Here is a 19,309-nt window from a genome sequence, read left to right as displayed (position 1 = left end):
CTGCGCCGCACGCCTCAGCGTGGCTGGAGGGCACCCCTCTTGAGCCTCGTGTCGAGCGCGACGGCCAGGACGAGCACCGCGCCGATGATCATGTAGCGCACGGACAGCCCAGCGTTCATGAGCGTCAGGCCGCTCGCGATCGACTGCACGACGAGCACGCCGACGAACGCCGACCACGCGCTCCCCCGCCCGCCGAACAGGCTCACCCCGCCGATGAGCACTGCGGCGATCGCCGTGAGGCTCGCCTCCGCGCCCCCGGACCCCTGGTTCGCAGCAGCCAGGCGCCCGACGGCGAGAACGCCACCGACTGCGGCGAACGTCGAGCTGATGACGAACACCTGGACGGTCACCCGACGCACCTGCATGCCCGCGCGCCGCGCCGAGTCGACGTTGCCGCCGACCGCGCGCACCGCACGCCCCCAGCGGGTCCGCCGCAGGCCGACGTCCGTCAGCGTCACGACGAGCAGCAGCAGGGCGACCGGGTAGCCGATGCCGCGGTCCTTGCCGAGGTAGAGGATGCTCACGGCGAGGAGGACGGCGAGCCCGACCACCTTGAGCCCGATCCACACGAAGGAGTCGGCTGGCAGGTCAGCACGCTCGCGGCGCCCGCGCTCGTGCACGAGCGTCCACGTGTTGAGGGCGACGACACCGGCCGCGACGAGGAGCGACGTCGTCGTGCTCAGGAAGCCCTGCTGGGAGAAGCGGACGAGCCACGTGTCGAACGGCAGGTTGACCGAGCCCGTGTCGCCGAGCACCCACAGCTGCACGCCGAGCACGACGAGCAGCCCCGCGAGCGTCAGCACGAAGCTCGGCAGCCCGAGGTAGGCGCTCAGCAGGCCGTACACGAGCCCGATCGCCGCACCGCACGCGACCGCGGCGACGACCGCGACCCACAGCGGCAGGCCCGCCTGCATGAAGACGACCGCGACGATCGCGGACGACAGCCCGCTGACGGCCCCGACCGACAGGTCGATCTGCCCGATCATCATGACGAGCACGACACCGAGCGCGAGGAAGCCGAGCGACGCCGACTGCAGCGTCAGCGCGACGAGGTTGTCCGGTGTGAGGAACGCAGGGCTGATCACGCGGAACACGACCCAGATGAGCACGAGCGCGCCGACACCGGCGAGCGACCGGAGCTGGCCCGTGCGCACCCGCTCGCGCACGTCGGCGAGATGCTCGAGCACCTGGTCCGCTGCGCCGCGCACAGTCGCGCGCGGCTTGTCGATCGTGCTCATCGTGCCCCTCCGTCCGAACCTGCCAGCGGCGTCCCCGGGCGGCCGCGACCGAACCGGTCCGCCCCGCCGCGCGCACCCGTGACCGCGGCGAGCAGGTCTTCGTAGCTGGTCTGCGCGGCCTCGAACAGGCCGTTGAGGCGCCCGAGGCGCAGCACGGCGATGCGGTCCGCGACGGCGTGCACGTCGGCCATGTTGTGGCTCACGAGCACGACCGCGTGACCGCGGTCGCGCAAGCGCTCGACGAGCGTGAGGACCTCCGCGGTCTGCGCGACGCCGAGCGCCGCCGTCGGCTCGTCGAGCACGACGACGCGCGGGTCGCCCAGGAGCGACCGCGCGACCGCGACCGCCTGCCGCTGACCGCCGGACAGCGCCGAGACAGGCATGCGGACCGACGGCACGCGAGCGGCGAGCTGCGACAGCAGCTCCCACGCACGCTTCTCCATCTCGACCTCGTCGAGCAGGCCGCCGCGGACCGCCTCGTTGCCGAGGAAGAGGTTCTCGACGACGTCGAGCGGCTCGCACAGCGCGAGGTCCTGGAACACCGTGGCGATGCCGAGGGCGCGCGCCTGCGCGGGCGACGAGAAGACGACCGGCTCGCCGTCGACCTCGATCGTGCCCGTGTCAGCCATGAGGGCGCCCGCGACGATCTCGACGACGGTCGACTTGCCGGCGCCGTTGTCACCGACGATCGCGAGGACCTCGCCCGCACGGATGTCGAGGTCGACGTCCACGAGAGCGCGCAGCGCCCCGTAGCTCTTGGACACCCCGCGCAGCGACATCACCGGCTGCGTACCGGACGTGCTCATTGCTCCTCCTCCGTCAGGCCTGCGGCGGTGCAGGCCTGGGTGAACGGTTCGACGCAGATCTCCCCGAGCGTGAACACGCCCTTGCGGAGGATGACCGGCTCGATCTCCTTGCGGGTCACCGCGAACGGCGCGAGCAGCATCGTGGGGACTCCACGCACCTCGGTAGGTGCGTCGGCCTGTTCCCCGCGGGCGAGGTGGACGGCGGCGTCCGCGGCGAGCGCCGCCTGCTGCTCGATGTCCTTGTACACGGTCATGAACTGGTCACCCGTGACGATGCGCTGGATCGCGGCGAGCTCGGCGTCCTGGCCCGTGACGAGCGGCATGTCGGTGATCCCGGCGGCCCGCATCGCGGAGATCGCGCCTGCAGCGAGGCCGTCGTTGGCCGCGTACACGGCGACGACGTCGTCGCGGTAACGGCTCAGCTGGGTCGCGACCCACTCCTGCGCCTTGTCCGGGCTCCAGTCGGAGATCGTGGTCTCGGCGAGGATCGTCAGGTCGGTCGAGCCGAGGACGCCCATGACGCTCTGGCTCAGGCCGGGGCTGTTCGCGTCTGTGACGGCACCGTGGGCGACGAGGATGCCGCCGGTCGTGATGCCGCGCGCCTCGAGCCCGTCGACGAGCGCCTGCGCCTGGAGGCGGCCCACGCGGGCCGGGTCGAACGAGATGTAGTACGCGACGTCCGGGTCCTCGAGGAAGCGGTCGTACGCGATGACAGGCACTCCGCGCGAGGTCGCGGCTGCGACGATGCTGAGCGCCGCCTGCGCGTCGACGGCCGCGAGGACGAGCACGTCGGCACCGCGGATGAGGAACGACTCGGCCTGCTGCTGCTGACGAGCGGCGTCCTGCTGCGCGTTCGCGTACAGCACGGTGCACTCGGCGCACGTGCCCACGACGGTCTTCTCGAACGACGGGCGGTCGAGCGTCTCGTAGCGTGCGGTCTTGGTCTCGGGCAGCAGGAGCGCGATCGTCGGACCGTCGTCGCGCGGGGTCGCGCCGTCGGTGCAGCCGACGAGCACGCTCGCGGCGACGAGCAGCGCGGCGACGACAGCGGCTCCGCGCCTCTGCCGGGTGTCACGGGCGCGCTTCACGAGGCGGCTCCTCTCGCTGTGACGTCGACGTGCTCGAGCGCGAGCAGCAGCGCGCCGTGCAGCTCGGCCGACGCGCCGAGCTGCCCGCTCACGACGGGTACCGGGCCGGCGTTGGACGGGATCGCGCGTCGGGACAGCACCGCGCGCAGCGGGTCGAGGACGACGTCGCCCGCCTCCGCGAGCTGACCGCCGACGACGACGACCTCCGGGTCGACGAGGTTGCACACGTTCGCGACCGAGATGCCGAGGTGAGAGCCCGCGTCCTCGAGGACGCGCCGGCAGCCGAGGTCTCCCTCGCGTGCGCGCTGCAGGACGTTCGCCATCGACAGGTGCCCGTGGCTGCCCTCGAGCATGCCGAGGATGACGGGGGCGCCGACGTACATCTCGAGGCAGCCGCGGTTGCCGCAGCGGCACACGGGCCCGGTGTCGTCGATCGTCGTGTGCCCGATCTCCCCTGCCGTGCCGGACCGGCCGTGGAAGATCTTGCCGTCGAGCAGCAGCCCGGCACCGACGCCGTGCGAGATGCGGATGTACACGACGTGCTCGAACCCGCGCGCGGCCCCGCGCCGCGCCTCGGCGAGCGCACCGAGGTTCGCGTCGTTGTCCACGTGGACAGGTGCGGCGATCTGCTGCCCGAGCATCTCGGTGACGGACACGCCGTCCCACCCCCGCAGCAGGCCGCGCGTGGACACCTCGCCCGTACGGATGTCGACCGGAGCGGCCACACCGACACCGACGCCGAGGAGCTCGGACGGGTCTGCCCCGACCTGGTCGAACATCTCGCCGAGGAGGAGCGCGACACGGTCGAGCCCGATGTCGGCGCGGTGGTCGGGGGCGAGCGGCATGCGCTGCTCGGCGACGATCTTGTGGGAGGTGTCAGCGAGCGCGACGCGCAGCGTTCGCGCCCCGAAGTGGACGCCGGCGACGAGGCCGAGGGTGCGCGCGAGAGTCACCTGGTGCGCGCGGCGGCCCGAGCGGGAGGTGGGAGACGTCGACAGGACGCCTGCAGCGGCGAGCTCTTTGACGATGTTGGAGACCGTGGCCGGGGACAGCCCTGTGACGCCAGCCAGCTCGACCTGCGTGAGGGCGCCGCGCTGCTGGACCGCTCCCACGATCCGGGCTCTGTTCGCTTCCCGAAGGGAAGTCTGGGAGCCCGGCGTCACCCGGTCGTTGCTCACGCGGTGAGCCTACACGCGGCGGGGCTGCGAAGACGCGGATCCTGGGCGGGTGCGCGCCTCGGCCGGCGGGGTCTCGAGAAGCGTGTCCGTGCGCTCGACCTGGGTTCATCTCTTGACGCCGTCACGATGGCGCGCAGGCGCCCGGCCGGGTGTCCCCGACCGGGCGCCTGCGCTGTCTCGGCCTGCCGCTCTGTCAGCGGCGCGCCGCCCTGGTGACCTTGACCTTGACGGTCGTGCTCGTGCCCGAGACGGTGCTCGACCCCGAGTACTTCACGGTGATCGTCTGGGTGCGCACGGAGGTCGCGAACGACCGGGGCAGCGTCACCGTCGCCTTCCCGTTCTTGACCGTGGCCTTGCCGATCGTGCGACCGCCCGAGACGACGTAGACCGTCCCTGACGCCTTGCCTGCCGGGGCAGACACGGTGACCTTGACCTTGGCCCGGTTGCCGAGCGTGGCGCCCGTGACCGAGGTCTTGACCTTGGACCTCGCCTTCGTCACCTTGAGCGTCCCGGTCGCGGAGGACGACGCCGCGACCTTCGCGGAACCGAGGTAGTAGGCGCGGACCTTGGTCGTCCCCGCCTTGGCCACTGCCTTCTTCGACAGCTTGACCTTGGCGACGCCGTTCTTGACGGTCGCCGAGCCGAGAACCTTCTTGCCGTCCCGGATCTCGACCTTGCCGCTGACCGGCTGCGTGCTGCGCACCCGCACGTCCCACGTGACCGTGGTGCCGAGCCGGGCAGTGCGCGACGCCGGGGACAGGACCGTCGTGGACCTCGCCTTGACCGGCACGGCCGGTCGCGGCTTGACGAGGATCTTCAGGACCGCCGAGGACGATCCGGCGACCGTGCCCGATCCCGAGTACACGGCGACGAGCGACCGTGCGCCAGGCGACCTGGTGAACGAGCCGGGCAGGCCGATCTTCGCGCGACCGGCCACGAGCGTGCCGGAGGCGACGACGGTCGAGCCCTCGCGGACCTCGACGGTGCCGGTCGGCACCACGCCGTCAGCGGTGACGACCACGTCGACCGTGACCGGGTCCCCCTGGGTGGCGGTCCCGGTCGTGGTGGTGAGCGTGGTCGTCGACGCGACCTTCACGGGCTCGACGGGACCACCCTTGGCCTGGGTGAGCACCGCGACGGTGCGTCCCGGCACGGTCACGGTCCCGCTGGCGGCGTCCCACGTCGTCGTCTTCACGACAGCGTCGGCACCGTCCCTCTGGACCTGCGACAGCGCGAGGGCACGCCCTGCGAGGCCGGGGACCTTCTCCGTGATGGGCGCCGGGCTCGCGTTGAACACCACGAGCACACCGTCCAGGGCGGGGTCCACGTCCGTGCCGACCGTGTCGTCGACACGCATGACGAGCAGGCCGGGGGTCGCGTCAGCGCCCGAACCCGGGAAGGAGACCTTCTGCTTGATGAGGTCCGCGCTGCCGAGCCGCAGGAGCGGCGTCGAGTAGCGCAGGCGCAGCAGGTCGAGCGCCTGGGCGTTCGCCGCGGCGATGTCCGTCGCGGACGGCTTGAGCGCGGGGTCGGCGAGGAGCGGGCGCATGAGCCCCCACTTCTCCTCGTTCTTCTCCTTGCTCGGCAGCCCGACGCCGAAGTTGTTGCTCTGGCCGGACCAGTCGATCTTGTTGAAGTGGTCGCCCGAGTTGTAGCTGTCCCGGTCGAGCGACTTCGACCGGAGCAGGTCCGTCCCGGCGTGCCAGAACGTCGGCGTCTGCGACAGGGTGGTCGTCGCGAGCGACAGCGTGTTCATGCGGACGCGGTCAGCCATCGACGTCGCCGTCGGCAGCTTGAGCGTCAGCAGGTCGAACAACGTCTCGTTGTCGTGCGCGTCGACATAGGTGACGACCTCGCCCGGCTCGCTCGCGTAGCCGGCCGGAGCACCGCGGTAGTCGAGCTCGTCACCGCGCTGCGCGGTCCCGGAGCTCGTCACGAACGTGAAGTCCTCGAGGTTGCCCGCGAGGCCCAGCCGGACCAGGTCGGACTGGTGCGCGAGGTCCGCCAGCTCGGCTGCGGAGCCGTCGTTGACGCCCCCGTCGCCGCGCTTGTTCCCGTTCGGGTCGGTGCCCAGACCGGTGCCGAAGCCCTGCTGGAACGTCGAGCCGCCGTCGACCGGGCTGCCACCGTGGACGGCGTCGCGCAGCCGGTCGGAGAACGTCCCGATGCCGGTGCCGTTCAGCTGTCCCTGCGTCGCCTGCTCGAAGCGGGCGTTGTCAGCGACCTCGCCGAAGTTCCAGCCCTCGCCGTACAGGTAGATCGACTTTCCGTCGACACCGTCGCGTGACAGCGTCAGCTCGTCGAGCGCCTCCCGGACGGCGAGCATGTTCGCCTTCGAGTGGTGCCCCATGAGGTCGAAGCGGAAGCCGTCGATCCGGTACTGCTTCGCCCACGTGACGACGGAGTCGACCATGAGCTTCTGCGCCACGAGGTTCTCCGTCGCGACGTTCGAGCAGCACGTCGAGGTCTCGACGCCGCCGGTCGCGCTGAGCCGCTGGTAGTAGCCGGGCACGACCCGGTCCAGGACGGACTTGGGGTCCTGGCCGCTCGCCGCCGTGTGGTTGTACACGACGTCCTGGACGACCTGCAGACCGTTCTTGTGCAGCGCGCCGACCATCGTGCGGTACTCGGCGACGCGGGCGCCGCCGTCCTGGTTGCCCGCCGAGGCGTACGACCCCTCGGGGGCCGTGTAGTGCATCGGGTCGTAGCCCCAGTTGAAGCCGTCCGCGTCCTTGATCGCGGCGACCGCCGCCTGCTGCTCCTCGCCGTCGGGCGCGAAGCCGGACAGGTCACCGGTCGTGGCCTGCTTGCTGCGGTCCTCCTCGATCGTCGCGATGTCGAAGCTCGGCAGCAGGTGCACGGTGTTCAGGCCCGCCGCAGCGAGCTTGCGCAGGTGCTTGACGCCGTCGCCCTCCCCCGCGAACGCGAGGTAGGTGCCGCGCTCGGCCTCGGGAACGCTCGGGTCCGAGATCGAGAAGTCGCGGATGTGCAGCTCGTAGATGCTGCGGTCCACGTCCCGGGCGATCGTCGGCGCCTTCGTCGTCGCCCACTGCGTCGGCCGGTGGGCCGGGTCAGCGAGGTCGACGAGCACGGAGTGCGTCGAGTTGAGGGTCAGGCCCACCGAGTACGGGTCGGTGACGACGTTGTGCTCGACCTTGCCGGTCGAGGGCACGTACACCTCGATGTCGTACTTGTAGGGCTTGTCCTTCCAGGACGCGTCACCCGCGGTGACCCACGAGCCGTCCGCCTGGCGCACCGCGGGGACCTCGGTCGGGTCGGACGCGATGTCACCGTCCGTCCAGACGAGCGTCGTCACGGAGCGTGCGGTCGGTGCCCAGACCGCGAGGGTCGGGACGTCCCCGGCCCAGGTGGCGCCGAGGTCACGGTCGACGACCGCGGCGAACACGTCGTCGAGCACCGGGGCGATCTGGACGCCCGTCGCGTACTCGACGGCCGCGCCCGAGCGCTGGACCAGGAAGAGCTGCCCCGTCAGGTACTCCTCGAGCTCCTCACGCGTGAGGGACTCGGGCAGCTCGAGCGCCACGTAGGCCGCCAGGTGCGGGTACTTCGCGCGCAGCTCAGCCGCGAGGCCGCTGGCATCCTGCGTGAGGTCGACCGAGAGAGCGTCGGCCGGGACGGTGACCTTGTCCTTCGTCGCGGACAGGCCGCCCTCGGGAGCGGAGTACAGCGTCCACGTGCGCGACGCCGACTCTCCGGGCACAGCGCCGACCGGCAGCGCGACCGTACGGGAGTCCAGCCACACGGCCCGCGAGCCCTCGCCCGCGACGGTCGTGTCAGCCATCGCCGTGAACTCCTTCGTCTCCATGTTGAGGGTGAAGACCATCTTCGCGTAGTCGGTCGGGACGGAGAACCCGACGTTGGAGCCGGGGTAGGCCTCCGCCCACGCCTTGTCGAGCGCGGCCTTCGCCTCGTACGTGCCCTTCTTCAGGCGGTTGGTCTCGTACGTGTAGACGACGCCGTCACGGCCCCAGTCCTGCAGCCACGAACCGAGGCACGCGGGCGCCCAGGACGCCGCGCAGCCGAGCTGCGGCTGGATCGTGCCCGCGATCGTCGCAAAGCGGCTCTCGCTGCCCGGGTAGATCGCGGTGACGAAGTGCGACTCGTCGTCGTAGACGAACGTGACGTCCGTCTCGGCGTCGAGGCTGAGCGGGATGTTGGCGCCACCGTTGTCACGGTCGCGGCCGTAGTTCTCGTCCCACGCGTGACCGATGACGGCCTTGTACTCGTAGTCGCCCGCAGGCAGGGTGAACGTCGCCGAGTAGTTCGCGCCGACGCGCTCCGTGAGCTCGGCCTCGACGCACGTGGCGTCCCAGTCGGCCGCACAACCCATCTCCGAGTTGAGGCTTCCTGCGATCGAGACGACGGCGTCGCGCAGGGGTTCCGGGCCCTCGCTCGGCGCCTCGCCCGTCTCGACGGACAGGACGCCCGTCGTCAGGTCGAGCGTGGCGATGGCGGCGGGTGCCGCCTCGGTGATCTCGAAGGAGACGTTGCCGCCGTCCTCCGCGCCGTAGGACGTGTCCCAGGACAGGCCGTCGACGGCCTTGACTGCGTACGTACCAGGCTCGAGGCCCGTGAGGACCGCGCGGTACGTACCGTCGGCACGCAGCTTCAGCTGGTTGTCGAGGCACGTCTCCTTCCAGTCGGCCCCGCACTTCGTCTGCGACGAGAAGCTGCCGACGAGCGAGAGCACGGGGCCCTCGGCGGTGTTGGCGCCGAGCTTGGTGATCGGATCGAAGTAGAACGTGATCGGCCCGCCCGCGTGGGTGTAGGCGTAGTTCTCGCCGCCCGCCAGCGTGCCGTTGGAGTCGTAGTCGCGCCCCCACTCGGTGCCGAACGCGAACTTGTAGGAGTACGAGCCCGCCGCGATGTCGAACGTGCCCGCGTACGAGTCGTTGGCGCGCTGGGTCAGCGCCGTGCTCGCGCAGCCCGGGGTCCAGTCGGCGCAGCCGCCGATCTCGGTGCCGTGGCTGCCGGGGATCGTCAGGCGGTTGTCGACGTCGCTGCCGGCCGCGTAGCCGGCGCCGTGGTCGTTGCCGACGACGGCGACGGTCGACGTCTGCGACAGGTTGCCTGCGGCGTCGCGCACGACGGCACGCACCTGGAGCAGGTCGCCGTCGGCGTAGCCGTGCGCCGCCGCGTCGAAGAACACGCGCGGCGTCGTCGTGTCGTCGGTGCCGAGGAGCTTCCAGTCCTCGGCGCCCACGCCCCGGACGTAGACCGACGTCTCGGCGTAGCGCTCGGTGCCGAGGTCGACCGAGATGTCCGCGAGCGGGCGCAGGCCGCCCGTCGGCGCGACGGTCGTGAGCTGCGGTGCGATCGCCTCCGTGTCAGCGACGAGAGGGGACCCCGCCTTGAGCACGACGGCGGACAGCGCCGGGACCTCGACCGTCACGGTGCCGTCGGCACCCGACGTGACGTCGTCGTCCGTGCCGTACAGGCCGGTGAAGGTCGCGCCCGGGGTGAGCGCCGTGAACGTGGCCGAGGCGGCCGTCGTCGCGTTGTTGACCGCGACGACGTACTCGACCATGTCATCGGCAGCCGTGTCGACGCGCGAGAACGCGTAGATGCCGGCGCCCGAGTCGGCGTGCTGCTCGATCTGGGCACCGGAGGACAGCGCCGGGTGGGCGCTGCGGAGCGCAGCGAGCCCGGCGATGTGCTTGTAGAGCGCGGCGTCGGTGTCGAACCGGTCGACGGCGCCTGCCGTCTCACCGTCGAGCAGCTTCTGCGACGTGAACTCGTCGACCTGCGACGCGAAGAGCGACTGGCGTGCGTTCTTGTCCTTGCCGTCACCCGCCGCGCCTGCGAAGCCCTGCTCGTCGCCGTAGTAGACGACCGGCTGGCCGCGCGTGAGGTACATGAGCGAGTGCGCGAGCTGCGAACGCTGCTCCGCGGCGTCCTTGTCCTTGACGAAGTAGCCGATGCGGCCCATGTCGTGGTTGCCGAGGAACGTCGGCAGGGAGTGCGCGTTCTTCGTCGCGGTCGTGTAGTAGTCGTCGCCCTCGAAGAGCGTCGTCAGGTTGGAGGCCTTGCCGCCCTGGGCCCACACGGCCGCTGCGTCCTGGAACGTGAAGTCGAGGACGGCGTCCATGTCGGAGTTGCGCAGGTACGGGGACAGCTTGACCGGGTCGGCGTCGTAGACCTCGCCGAACATGAAGAAGTCCGGGTTCGTCGCTGCGGTGGCGTCCTTGATCGCCGTCGTCCACTGCTCCCAGAAGGAGAAGTCGACGTGCTTGGCGGTGTCGATGCGGAAGCCGTCGATGCCGGACATCGCCCAGTGCTCGTAGATGTCGATGAACCCGTCGACCACGTCCTGCTTCTTCGTGTCGAGGTCGTCGAGGCCGTCGAAGTCGCCGAGGATCGCCGACTCGCCCTGCCACGTGGAGTTGCCACGGTTGTTGTACATCGACGTGTCGTTGAGCCACGCGGGGACCTTGATGTCCTCGAGGCCGACGGGGATCACCGGGGTGTAGGCCGGGACCGGGTTGCCCGCCGCGTCCTTCGTCGGGCGGTACGTGTACTCGCCCTCCTCGTAGCTGATGATGTCCGCGGTGTGGTTGACGATGATGTCGAAGTACACCTTGATGTCGCGTGCGTGCGCCTCGTCGATCAGCGCGTCGAGCTCGGCGTTCGTGCCGAGGTGCGGGTCGATCTGCGTGAAGTCGGTGATCCAGTAGCCGTGGTAGCCGGCGGACTGGTCAGCGCCGGTGCCCTGGACGGCGCGGTTCTTGAACGACGGGGTCAGCCAGATCGCGGTCGAGCCGAGGCCCTCGATGTAGTCGAGGTTGGCGCGCAGACCGGCGATGTCACCGCCGTGGTAGTAAGCCTTGTCGGTCGGGTCGAAGCCCGAGACGCTGCGGTCGTTCTCCTCGCCCTCGGGGACGAGCCCGCCCGTGTCGTTGCTCGGGTCGCCGTTGGCGAAGCGGTCCGTGAGGACGAAGTAGAACTGCTCGTCCGAGCCCGGCTGGCGCACGGGCGCCGGCGCGTCGGCCTCGGTGGCCGGCTCGACCGTGTCGTCGACCGGTGTCACGGTGGTCTTGCCCGTCGCGGTGTCGAACGTGAAGCGGAGCTCGGCGTCTCCCCCGAGGCCGAGGTCGATGTTGGGGGCACCAGCGGCGTTCGATCCGTTGGCGCCCCAGGCGGGCGCCTCCCAGCTGTCGCCGTCGAGGACCTTGAAGGCGTACCGGCCCGCGGTGAGCGGAGCGGTCAGCGCGTAGACGGACGTGTCGCCGACCTGCGCGAGGAGGCCGCCCTCACACTCGGGCAGCCAGTTGTCGGCGCAGCCGAGCTGCGTCTGGAAGCTTCCGACGAGCCGGTAGGCCGGCGGGTCGGCTGCGACTGCGGTGCTCGGCACCGCCGCGACGCCGGTGGCCGCGAGGGCCGCCGTCGTGAACGCCGCGGCGGTGCCGCGGAGCCTTCGCCCGGACGGCCAGCCCGCCCGGGCGTGTGTTGCGTGAACCATGGATGGACCCCTTTGTCAGTGCGGACCACGACGTCCGCACGCAGCATGTGGGGGCGAGGCTAACCGTTGCAGCAACTTGCAGCAAGCGCTCGGATTTGCGTTGCAGGGTAGGACGAATCGGACGCCAGGAACGGCATGTTCCCGTCATGACCAGGCCGGATTCTTGCAACGTCCGACGACGCACCCGCAGGCTACATACCACCCATCCCGGACATGACGAGACCCCGGCCCTTCCGGGTCCGGGGTCTCGTCAGCGCACAGCGAGGTCAGATGAGCCCGAGCTTCTCCACCGCAGCCCGCTCCTCGAACAGCTCCGCGACCGACGCGTCGATGCGCCCGCGGGAGAAGTCGTCGATCTCGAGCCCCTCGACGATCTGCCACTCGCCGCCGCGCGACACGACAGGGAACGAGGAGATGACACCCTCCGGGACACCGTACGAGCCGTCCGACGGGATGCCTGCGCTCGTCCACTCCCCCTCCGGCGTGCCACGGACCCAGTCGCGCACGTGCTCGATCGCCGCGTTCGCCGCCGACGCAGCCGACGACGCGCCACGCGCCTCGATGATCGCGGCACCACGCTTCGCGACCGTGGGGATGAAGTCCTCGGTGAGCCACGCACGGTCCTCCGCGAGCTCCGCACCGCTCCGGTCCCCGACGCGGGCGTGGAAGATGTCCGGGTACTGCGACGCCGAGTGGTTGCCCCAGATCGTCACGTTGCGCGTGCGGCGCACCGGGACGCCCGCGCGGCGCGCAAGCTGCGACAGCGCGCGGTTGTGGTCCAGACGCGTCATCGCGTTGAACCGCTCGACCGGGACGTCCGGCGCGTGCTTGGCCGCGATGAGCGCGTTCGTGTTCGCAGGGTTCCCGACGACGAGGACGCGCACGTCCGAGGCCGCACCCGCGTTGATCGCCTCGCCCTGAGGCCCGAAGATCCCGCCGTTCGCGGCGAGGAGATCGGCGCGCTCCATGCCCGCACCGCGCGGACGCGCACCGACGAGCAGCGCGACGTTCACGCCGTCGAACGCCTTGACGGGGTCGTCGAAGATCTCGATGCTCTCGAGCCGGTCGAACGCGCAGTCGTCGATCTCCATCGCCGTGCCCTCCGCAGCACGGACCGCCTGCGGAACCTCCAGGAGACGCAGACGGATCTGCGTGTCATGACCGAGCATCTGACCTGAGGCGATGCGGAACAGGATGCCGTAGCCGATCTGCCCGGCAGCTCCTGTGACCGTCACTGTCACCGGCTGTGCGTTCATCGTTCAACTCCCTCGTCGTCGTGCCGCACGCGACCCGCCGATCAGGCGGGACGCCTTGTCCCATCATGCCAACAGCGGCCTGCCCGGGAATCCGGACAGGCCGCTGCTGATCAGGTTCCGCTCAGGCCGCGAGACGGGCCGAGAGGTTCTCGTCGAGCGCTGCGAGGAACTCCTCCGTCGTCAGCCACTCCTGCTCCGGACCGATGAGGAGCGCGAGGTCCTTGGTCATCTTGCCGGACTCGACCGTCGTGATGACGACGTCCTCGAGGGTCTCCGCGAACGTGACCACCTCGGGGGTGGCGTCGAGCTTGCCGCGGTGCATGAGGCCGCGCGTCCACGCGAAGATCGACGCGATCGGGTTCGTCGACGTCGGCTTGCCCTGCTGGTGCTGGCGGTAGTGCCGCGTCACCGTGCCGTGCGCCGCCTCGGCCTCGACGGTCTTGCCGTCGGGCGTCATGAGGACCGACGTCATCAGGCCGAGCGAGCCGAAGCCCTGCGCGACCGTGTCCGACTGGACGTCGCCGTCGTAGTTCTTGCAGGCCCAGACGTAGCCGCCCTCCCACTTCATGGCCGAGGCGACCATGTCGTCGATCAGGCGGTGCTCGTAGGTGAGGCCGGCAGCGTCGAACTGCTCCTTGAACTCCGCGTCGAAGACCTCCTGGAACAGGTCCTTGAACTGGCCGTCGTAGGCCTTGAGGATCGTGTTCTTCGTCGAGAGGTAGACCGGGTAGCTGCGCTGCAGGCCGTACGCGAAGGACGCGCGGGCGAAGTCCTTGATGGACTCGTTGAAGTTGTACATGCCCATCGCGACGCCGCCCTCCTCGGGGAACGTCACGACCGTCTGCTTGATCTCCTCGGAGCCGTCGGCAGGCGTGTACGTCAGCGTCAGCGTGCCCGCGCCGGGGACCTTGAAGTTGGTCGCCTTGTACTGGTCGCCGTGAGCGTGACGGCCGATGATGATCGGCTTGTTCCAGCCCGGGACCAGGCGCGGGATGTTCGAGATGATGATCGGCTCGCGGAAGACGACGCCACCGAGGATGTTGCGGATCGTGCCGTTGGGCGAGACCCACATCTTCTTGAGGCCGAACTCCTCGACGCGCGCCTCGTCAGGCGTGATCGTCGCGCACTTGACGCCGACGTTGTACTGCTTGATCGCGTTGGCGGCGTCGATCGTCACCTGGTCGTCGGTCGCGTCGCGGTTCTCGATCGACAGGTCGTAGTACTTGAGGTCGATGTCGAGGTACGGGTGGATGAGGCGGTCCTTGATGAACTGCCAGATGATGCGCGTCATCTCGTCGCCGTCGAGCTCGACTACCGGGTTGACGACCTTGATCTTGCCCATGCGCACGGATCTCCTGTGTGTCTGCGGGGGGTTTCCTCGGCCGAGCCTATCCGATTTCTTGACGTCAAGATAGTTCGTGCGGCGTGGACCAGCGCACCTCCTGGTGCCACACTCAGGCAGTGCTCAGCCCATGGTGAGAGCATCCAGCGACCCACCGGACGCCCCAGACGGGGCCCCACAGACAGGACACGCATGTCGACGACAGCGCCCGAGACCGACCTCGGCCTCACGAACGACCTCCCGGACACGCCGGGCCTCCTCTCCCGGATGGGCGCCGAGGTCTTCGCCACCTTCGTGCTCGTGCTGCTCGTGGGCGGCGCCGCGGTCTACTCCTCGATCAACGTCATCGGCACGGGCACGCTCGGCGTCGCCCTCGTGGCCGCGGCCGCCGTCGCCGCAGCAGGGTCCGCCGTGTCGCGCGTGTCCGGCGGGCACCTCAACCCGGCCGTGACGCTCGGCCTCGCCGTCGCCGGCCGCTTCTCCTGGCGCGACGTGCTCCCCTACTGGCTCGCGCAGCTCGTCGGTGGCGCCCTCGGCGGCCTCACGCTCTTCCTCGCGACCCCGCAGTCGTTCGGGACGGCGCTCCAGCTCGAGACGCAGCGCGACGTCGTCTCGATCGCCGCGAACGGCTTCGGTGCGCACTCCCCCGTCGGGCGCATCTCCGAGGGTGCGATCGACGTGTCCCTGCAGAACGCGCTCATCGTCCAGGCGATCGCGGCGGCCGTCCTCGTCGGCGTCTACCTCGGTGTCACCGGCCGCCGGTCGTGGGCAGCGAACCCCCTCGTGCTCGTCGGCCTCGTCTTCGGTGGCCTGATGGTCGTGACGATCCCGCTCACCAACGGCGGCATCAACCCCGCGTCCTCGTTCGGCATCGCGATCTTCTCGACGTCGTGGGCGCTGTCGCAGCTCTGGCTGTTCGCGGTCGCGCCGCTCGTCGGAGCGGTCGTCGCCGGCGCCTGCTACCGGGTCGTCGTGACCGACGTGCCCCCCGCGCTCCTCGACCCCTCCGACGAGGAGGAGGCAGCGGTCGCCGCCGACGCGGGCACGCTGGTCGACGTCGAGCCCGACGCCGAGCCCGGGGCCACGACCGCCGTCACGACCGACGCCGAGGCAACGGACGAGGAGCCCACGGCTCCGCGCGACTGACGCACCAGCACCACGCCTCACAGCGACGGCCGCCAACCCATACGGGGCGGCGGCCGTCGTCGTCCGAAGGCTGCGGCTAGATCTGCGGTGCGGTCACGGCGATCACGGTGATCGCGGCGCACAACGTCCAGAACAGACCCACGTCGAAGATCCGCGAGCGGATCGCCAGCCCCGCGACCGGCTCCGACGCCACGAGCCGCACGCCACCGCACACGGCGAGCTGCGCGGCAAGCACGAGCGCGGCGATCCGGGAGCCGACCACGAACGCGAGCACGCACACGACGACGATCATCGTGATGTTCGCCCAGATCCACAGGTTGCGACGCGGGGCGATCGCCCGCGAGGCCGCAGCGACGTCGTCGACCGGGACGCGTCCGGCGTCGACCTCAGGGTCGTCGCCCGCGCTCGTCTGCTCCACGACGGCCTCCTCGTGCGTCTCGTGCGGGCCGTCCGGCCCAGGTCCGCCCACGAGACTACCGTTGTCCCGTGATCGAGCCCGCACCCACCAGCGCCCGCGTCCCTCGTTCTGTCGTCGTCGTCGGGGCGGGCCTCGCCGGGGCACGCACGGCCTCACGACTGCGGGACCTCGGTTTCGCGGGCCGCCTCACGGTCGTCGGCGACGAGCCGCTCGCGCCGTACGACCGGCCACCGCTCTCGAAGCACCTCCTCGACCGTCCGCAGCCGACGTGGCTCGCCGACGACCTCGACATCCGGCTCTCCGAGCTCGCGGACGAGGCCCTCCTGGGCGTCGCCGCCGTCGGGATCGACGCCGTGGCGCACGCCGAGCACCCCACCTACCGCGTCGCCCTCCGCGCCGCGGACGGCGCGCCCCGCACGCTCGAGGCCGACGCCGTCGTCCTCGCGTGCGGCTCACGCCCCGTCCGTCCGGCGGGCTGGGACCACGCGCTCGTGCTGCACACCGCCGACGACGCCGACCGGCTGCGCGCCCGTCTCGCCGAGGCGTCCGCCGCAGGCGGCCGACGGCACGTCGTGTGCGTCGGCGCAGGATGGATCGGTGCGGAGCTGGCCGGGGTCCTCACGGACGCGGGCATCGACGTCACGGTCGTCGAGGCGGCGCCCGTGCCGCTCGCCGCAGCGCTCGGCGAGCACGCGGGCCGGCTCACGCTCCCCTGGTACGACGAGCGTCCCGGGCTGCGCCTCGTCACGGGTGCGAGCGTCGTCGCCGTGCGGCCGGGCGGGGTGGACCTCGGCGACGGCACGACGATCTCGGCGGACGTCGTCGTCGCGGCCGTCGGGGCCCGTCCCGCGACGGCGTGGCTCGACGGCACCCTCGCCGGGCTCGTGGAGCTCGGCCCGCGCGGCGCGGTCGTCGTCGACGAGCAGCACCGACCGATCGACGCGACCGGTCAGCCCGTGGCAGGGCTCGAGGGCGTGCGCGTCGTCGGGGACGCGGCGCTGCGCCGCTCCCCACGGCACGGCTGGGTCGCAGGCGGGCACTGGGACGCCGCGCTCACCGGACCCGAGACCGCGGTGCGCTCGCTCCTCGGGTGCGTCGACGGGCCCGCGCCCGACCCGGCGCCGTACGTGTTCTCGACGCAGCTCGGCCACGAGCTGTCGATGTTCGGGGTGCCGGGCGCGGACGACGACGTCGTCGTGCGCGGCGGTGACGAACGCCCCGGCGGGACCGGCGGCTGGACCGCCCTCTGGTTCGCACCCGAGGACGGCCGCCCAGGACGCACGCTCACGGCAGCGCTCGCCGTCGACCGGCCGCGCGACGTCGCCGCCGCCCGTCGCCTGTTCGCCGGCGCCGAGCTGCCGCGGCTCGACCCGGCCGTCGCCGCCGACCCCGACTCACGGCTGCGGTAGCGCCGCCCGCTCCCGCACGAGGAACAGCGGCGCCGCGAGCGCGAGCACGACCCCACCGGCGACCATCGCAGCACCCGTCGACGCGCCCGTCGCGACGGCGCCCAGCACGACGAGGCCGAGCGACGCGGAAGGCTGGCCGACCATCGACGCGAGCGACAGGACCGTCGCGCGGTGCTCGTTGTCCACCTGCTCGTGCAGCAGGGTCTCGTAGAGGACGCCCGACGACTCGTGCACCGCGTACGTGAGCAGGTAGGCGGCGACGAGTCCGACGACACCGCCGACGAGCCCCATCCCGACGACGGTCGCGCCCTGCACGAGCCGCAGGACGAGCGAGACGGTACGGATGCTGCCGAGCCGCAGGAGCGGCGCGACGAGCGCGGCGCCGAGCGCCGCGACCCCCCACCCGGCCGCGGTGACGGGACCGAGGAGGGCTGCCGCGGCGTCAGGCCCGCCGACGAGCTCAGCTGCGCGCACCGGCATGAGCGACTCGAACCCGACCATGCCGAAGCCCCAGAAGAGCTCGACGGCGACGAGCGCGGCGAGCACGCGCGAGCGCCGCAGCAGGAGCACGCCCGCGCGGATCGTGCGCGGCGTGCCCAGTACCGAGCTGACGAACGCACCGCGCTCGCGCGGCCGGTCCTCCCGCACGAGCAGGGCCGCAGCCACGAGCTGACCGACCGTCGCGCCGATCGCGACGTACACGACCAGGTCGAGCGCACCCGCAGCCCCGGTGGGCGCCCACGCGACGACGCCGCCCGCCACGAGCGCGCCGGCCGCGATCCCTGCGCCGCACACGACGCCCGCGCCCGACAGGCCGCGCGCGACCGTCGCCGACCTGGTCTCGGCGTCGTTCTCCGCGGACGCCGGGCTCACGTGCACCGCGTCGACGAACCACGCGTTGAGGGGGCCGGAGTCGAGTGCGCGGAACACGCCCATGACGCCGAACGCGACCGCGAACGCGAGGGGCGTCTGCGCGACGGCGACGAGGCCGAGCGCGACGATCGCGAAGACGGCGGACGCGAGGATCACGGGACGACGGCCGAGCGCGTCCGCGAGGCCGCCCGTCGGCAGCTCGAGGAGGAGCACGACGATCCCCTGCGTCGCGAGCGCCGCGCCGAGCTGGGCGACGGTGAGGCCGCGCTGCAGCGGCAGCAGCATCATGACGGGCAGGAGCAGGCCGACGGGGAGCCAGCGCAGGCCGGCGAGCACCCAGAAGCGGTTGCGGACCTGCGTGAGCGTCAGCGGCGGGCGCGGCCGGGCGGGGCGTGCGGCGGGCGCAGGGTCCGTGGTGGGCGCAGGGTCCGCGGTGGGGCTGGCGCTCATGTCGTGGCCGGGAGGGCGAGGAGGTGCACGGAGATGGGCAGCTCGCCCTCGCGTCCGCTGTACCGCAGGACGACCTCGCGGAGCTCGGCGAGCATCGCCTGGGCATCGCCGCGGTCGAGGTGCACGAGGTAGTCGGAGTGCTCGTAGGCAGGGTCGGCGGGGTCGGTCGTCTCGATCCTCGCGGCGATCCCTCGGCGCAGGTGCTCGGCCTGGCGGGCGGCGAGCTGGGTGTGCGCCTCGCGCCCACCCTCCCCCGACCACAGCTCGGGAGGCAGCTCGGTCTGCTGGTGGGCCGCTCGCCAGCGGCGTTCGCGCCGAGACGTCGGGTGCGCGTCGTCGCCCTCGTCGTCGACGACGTAGCCGTAGCGCTCGAGCTGGCGCAGGTGGTACGACGTCGACCCGCTCGACTCGCCGAGCGCGCGGGCGAGCTCCGAGGCGGTCGCGGGGCCGTCGAGGCGCAGCGCACCGAGGATGCGCATGCGCAGGGGGTGCGTGACGGCGCGCAGCATGTCGAGATCAGTGACGACCTTGGTTCTCATGCCGCCAGCATAGAGTGCAAAGGCGTCTTTGCAAACAGTTCTTTGCGGTTCGGTCGTGGTCGAGCCCCTCCCTCCGGACACGATCG

At 71.4% G+C, this 19,309-nt stretch carries 12 protein-coding genes; 2 read left to right on the top strand and 10 right to left on the bottom strand.

Annotation, left to right across the window (positions count from 1 at the left end):
- Positions 1-14: 14 nt before the first annotated feature.
- The 7 genes from AC4F3Q_RS01755 to AC4F3Q_RS01725 form a co-directional block, all read right to left on the bottom strand.
- On the bottom strand, positions 15-1,238 hold the full coding sequence (locus tag AC4F3Q_RS01755) for a sugar ABC transporter permease (protein ID WP_491038475.1): 1,224 nt from the start codon (positions 1,236-1,238) through the stop codon (positions 15-17).
- Entirely contained in the window at positions 1,235-2,044 is an 810-nt protein-coding gene (locus tag AC4F3Q_RS01750) for an ATP-binding cassette domain-containing protein (protein ID WP_168446190.1), read from the bottom strand. The genes AC4F3Q_RS01755 and AC4F3Q_RS01750 overlap by 4 nt, the downstream gene beginning before the upstream one ends.
- Positions 2,041-3,132 carry a substrate-binding domain-containing protein gene (locus AC4F3Q_RS01745; RefSeq protein WP_491038474.1) on the bottom strand — a complete coding sequence of 364 codons (1,092 nt, stop codon included), beginning with the start codon at positions 3,130-3,132 and terminating at the stop codon, positions 2,041-2,043. Before AC4F3Q_RS01745 ends, AC4F3Q_RS01750 begins: the two co-directional genes overlap by 4 nt.
- Entirely contained in the window at positions 3,129-4,310 is a 1,182-nt protein-coding gene (locus AC4F3Q_RS01740) for an ROK family transcriptional regulator (protein ID WP_491038473.1), read from the bottom strand. Before AC4F3Q_RS01740 ends, AC4F3Q_RS01745 begins: the two co-directional genes overlap by 4 nt.
- 193 nt (positions 4,311-4,503) lie before the next feature.
- The gene (gene pulA / locus AC4F3Q_RS01735; RefSeq protein WP_491038472.1) at positions 4,504-11,790 is read right to left on the bottom strand and encodes a pullulanase-type alpha-1,6-glucosidase; all 7,287 of its coding nucleotides are present in this window, start codon (positions 11,788-11,790) and stop codon (positions 4,504-4,506) included.
- A 266-nt stretch (positions 11,791-12,056) separates the two neighbouring features.
- Positions 12,057-13,046, bottom strand: a complete 990-nt coding sequence (locus AC4F3Q_RS01730; protein WP_168446194.1) for a malate dehydrogenase — start codon at positions 13,044-13,046, stop codon at positions 12,057-12,059.
- Between the two features lie 121 nt (positions 13,047-13,167).
- Positions 13,168-14,388 (bottom strand): NADP-dependent isocitrate dehydrogenase, encoded by a 1,221-nt coding sequence (locus AC4F3Q_RS01725; protein WP_168446195.1) that lies wholly within the window; start codon positions 14,386-14,388, stop codon positions 13,168-13,170.
- Positions 14,389-14,580: 192 nt separating this feature from the next.
- On the opposite strand from AC4F3Q_RS01725, the gene AC4F3Q_RS01720 reads away from it, so the two are divergent.
- On the top strand, positions 14,581-15,534 hold the full coding sequence (locus AC4F3Q_RS01720; RefSeq protein WP_491038471.1) for an MIP/aquaporin family protein: 954 nt from the start codon (positions 14,581-14,583) through the stop codon (positions 15,532-15,534).
- Positions 15,535-15,610: 76 nt separating this feature from the next.
- Here the strand turns inward: AC4F3Q_RS01720 and AC4F3Q_RS01715 are convergent, their stop codons facing one another.
- A complete protein-coding gene (locus tag AC4F3Q_RS01715) occupies positions 15,611-15,952 on the bottom strand; it encodes a DUF3017 domain-containing protein (RefSeq protein ID WP_491038470.1) in 342 nt (113 codons plus the stop codon).
- 68 nt (positions 15,953-16,020) lie between these two features.
- On the opposite strand from AC4F3Q_RS01715, the gene AC4F3Q_RS01710 reads away from it, so the two are divergent.
- Positions 16,021-17,361 carry an NAD(P)/FAD-dependent oxidoreductase gene (locus AC4F3Q_RS01710; RefSeq protein ID WP_491038469.1) on the top strand — a complete coding sequence of 447 codons (1,341 nt, stop codon included), beginning with the start codon at positions 16,021-16,023 and terminating at the stop codon, positions 17,359-17,361.
- Here AC4F3Q_RS01710 and AC4F3Q_RS01705 read toward each other — a convergent pair.
- Both AC4F3Q_RS01705 and AC4F3Q_RS01700 read right to left on the bottom strand, forming a co-directional pair.
- A complete protein-coding gene (locus AC4F3Q_RS01705) occupies positions 17,347-18,684 on the bottom strand; it encodes an MFS transporter (RefSeq protein WP_491038468.1) in 1,338 nt (445 codons plus the stop codon). The genes AC4F3Q_RS01710 and AC4F3Q_RS01705 overlap by 15 nt on opposite strands.
- Positions 18,681-19,223, bottom strand: coding sequence for a helix-turn-helix domain-containing protein (locus AC4F3Q_RS01700; RefSeq protein ID WP_491038467.1), 543 nt, complete (start codon positions 19,221-19,223; stop codon positions 18,681-18,683). Before AC4F3Q_RS01700 ends, AC4F3Q_RS01705 begins: the two co-directional genes overlap by 4 nt.
- Positions 19,224-19,309: the final 86 nt, after the last annotated feature.

Source organism: Flavimobilis sp. BM9 (assembly GCF_058313055.1).
The sequence above is the reverse complement of the archived record's forward strand: the minus strand, read 5'-3'. Positions and strand labels throughout refer to the sequence as shown.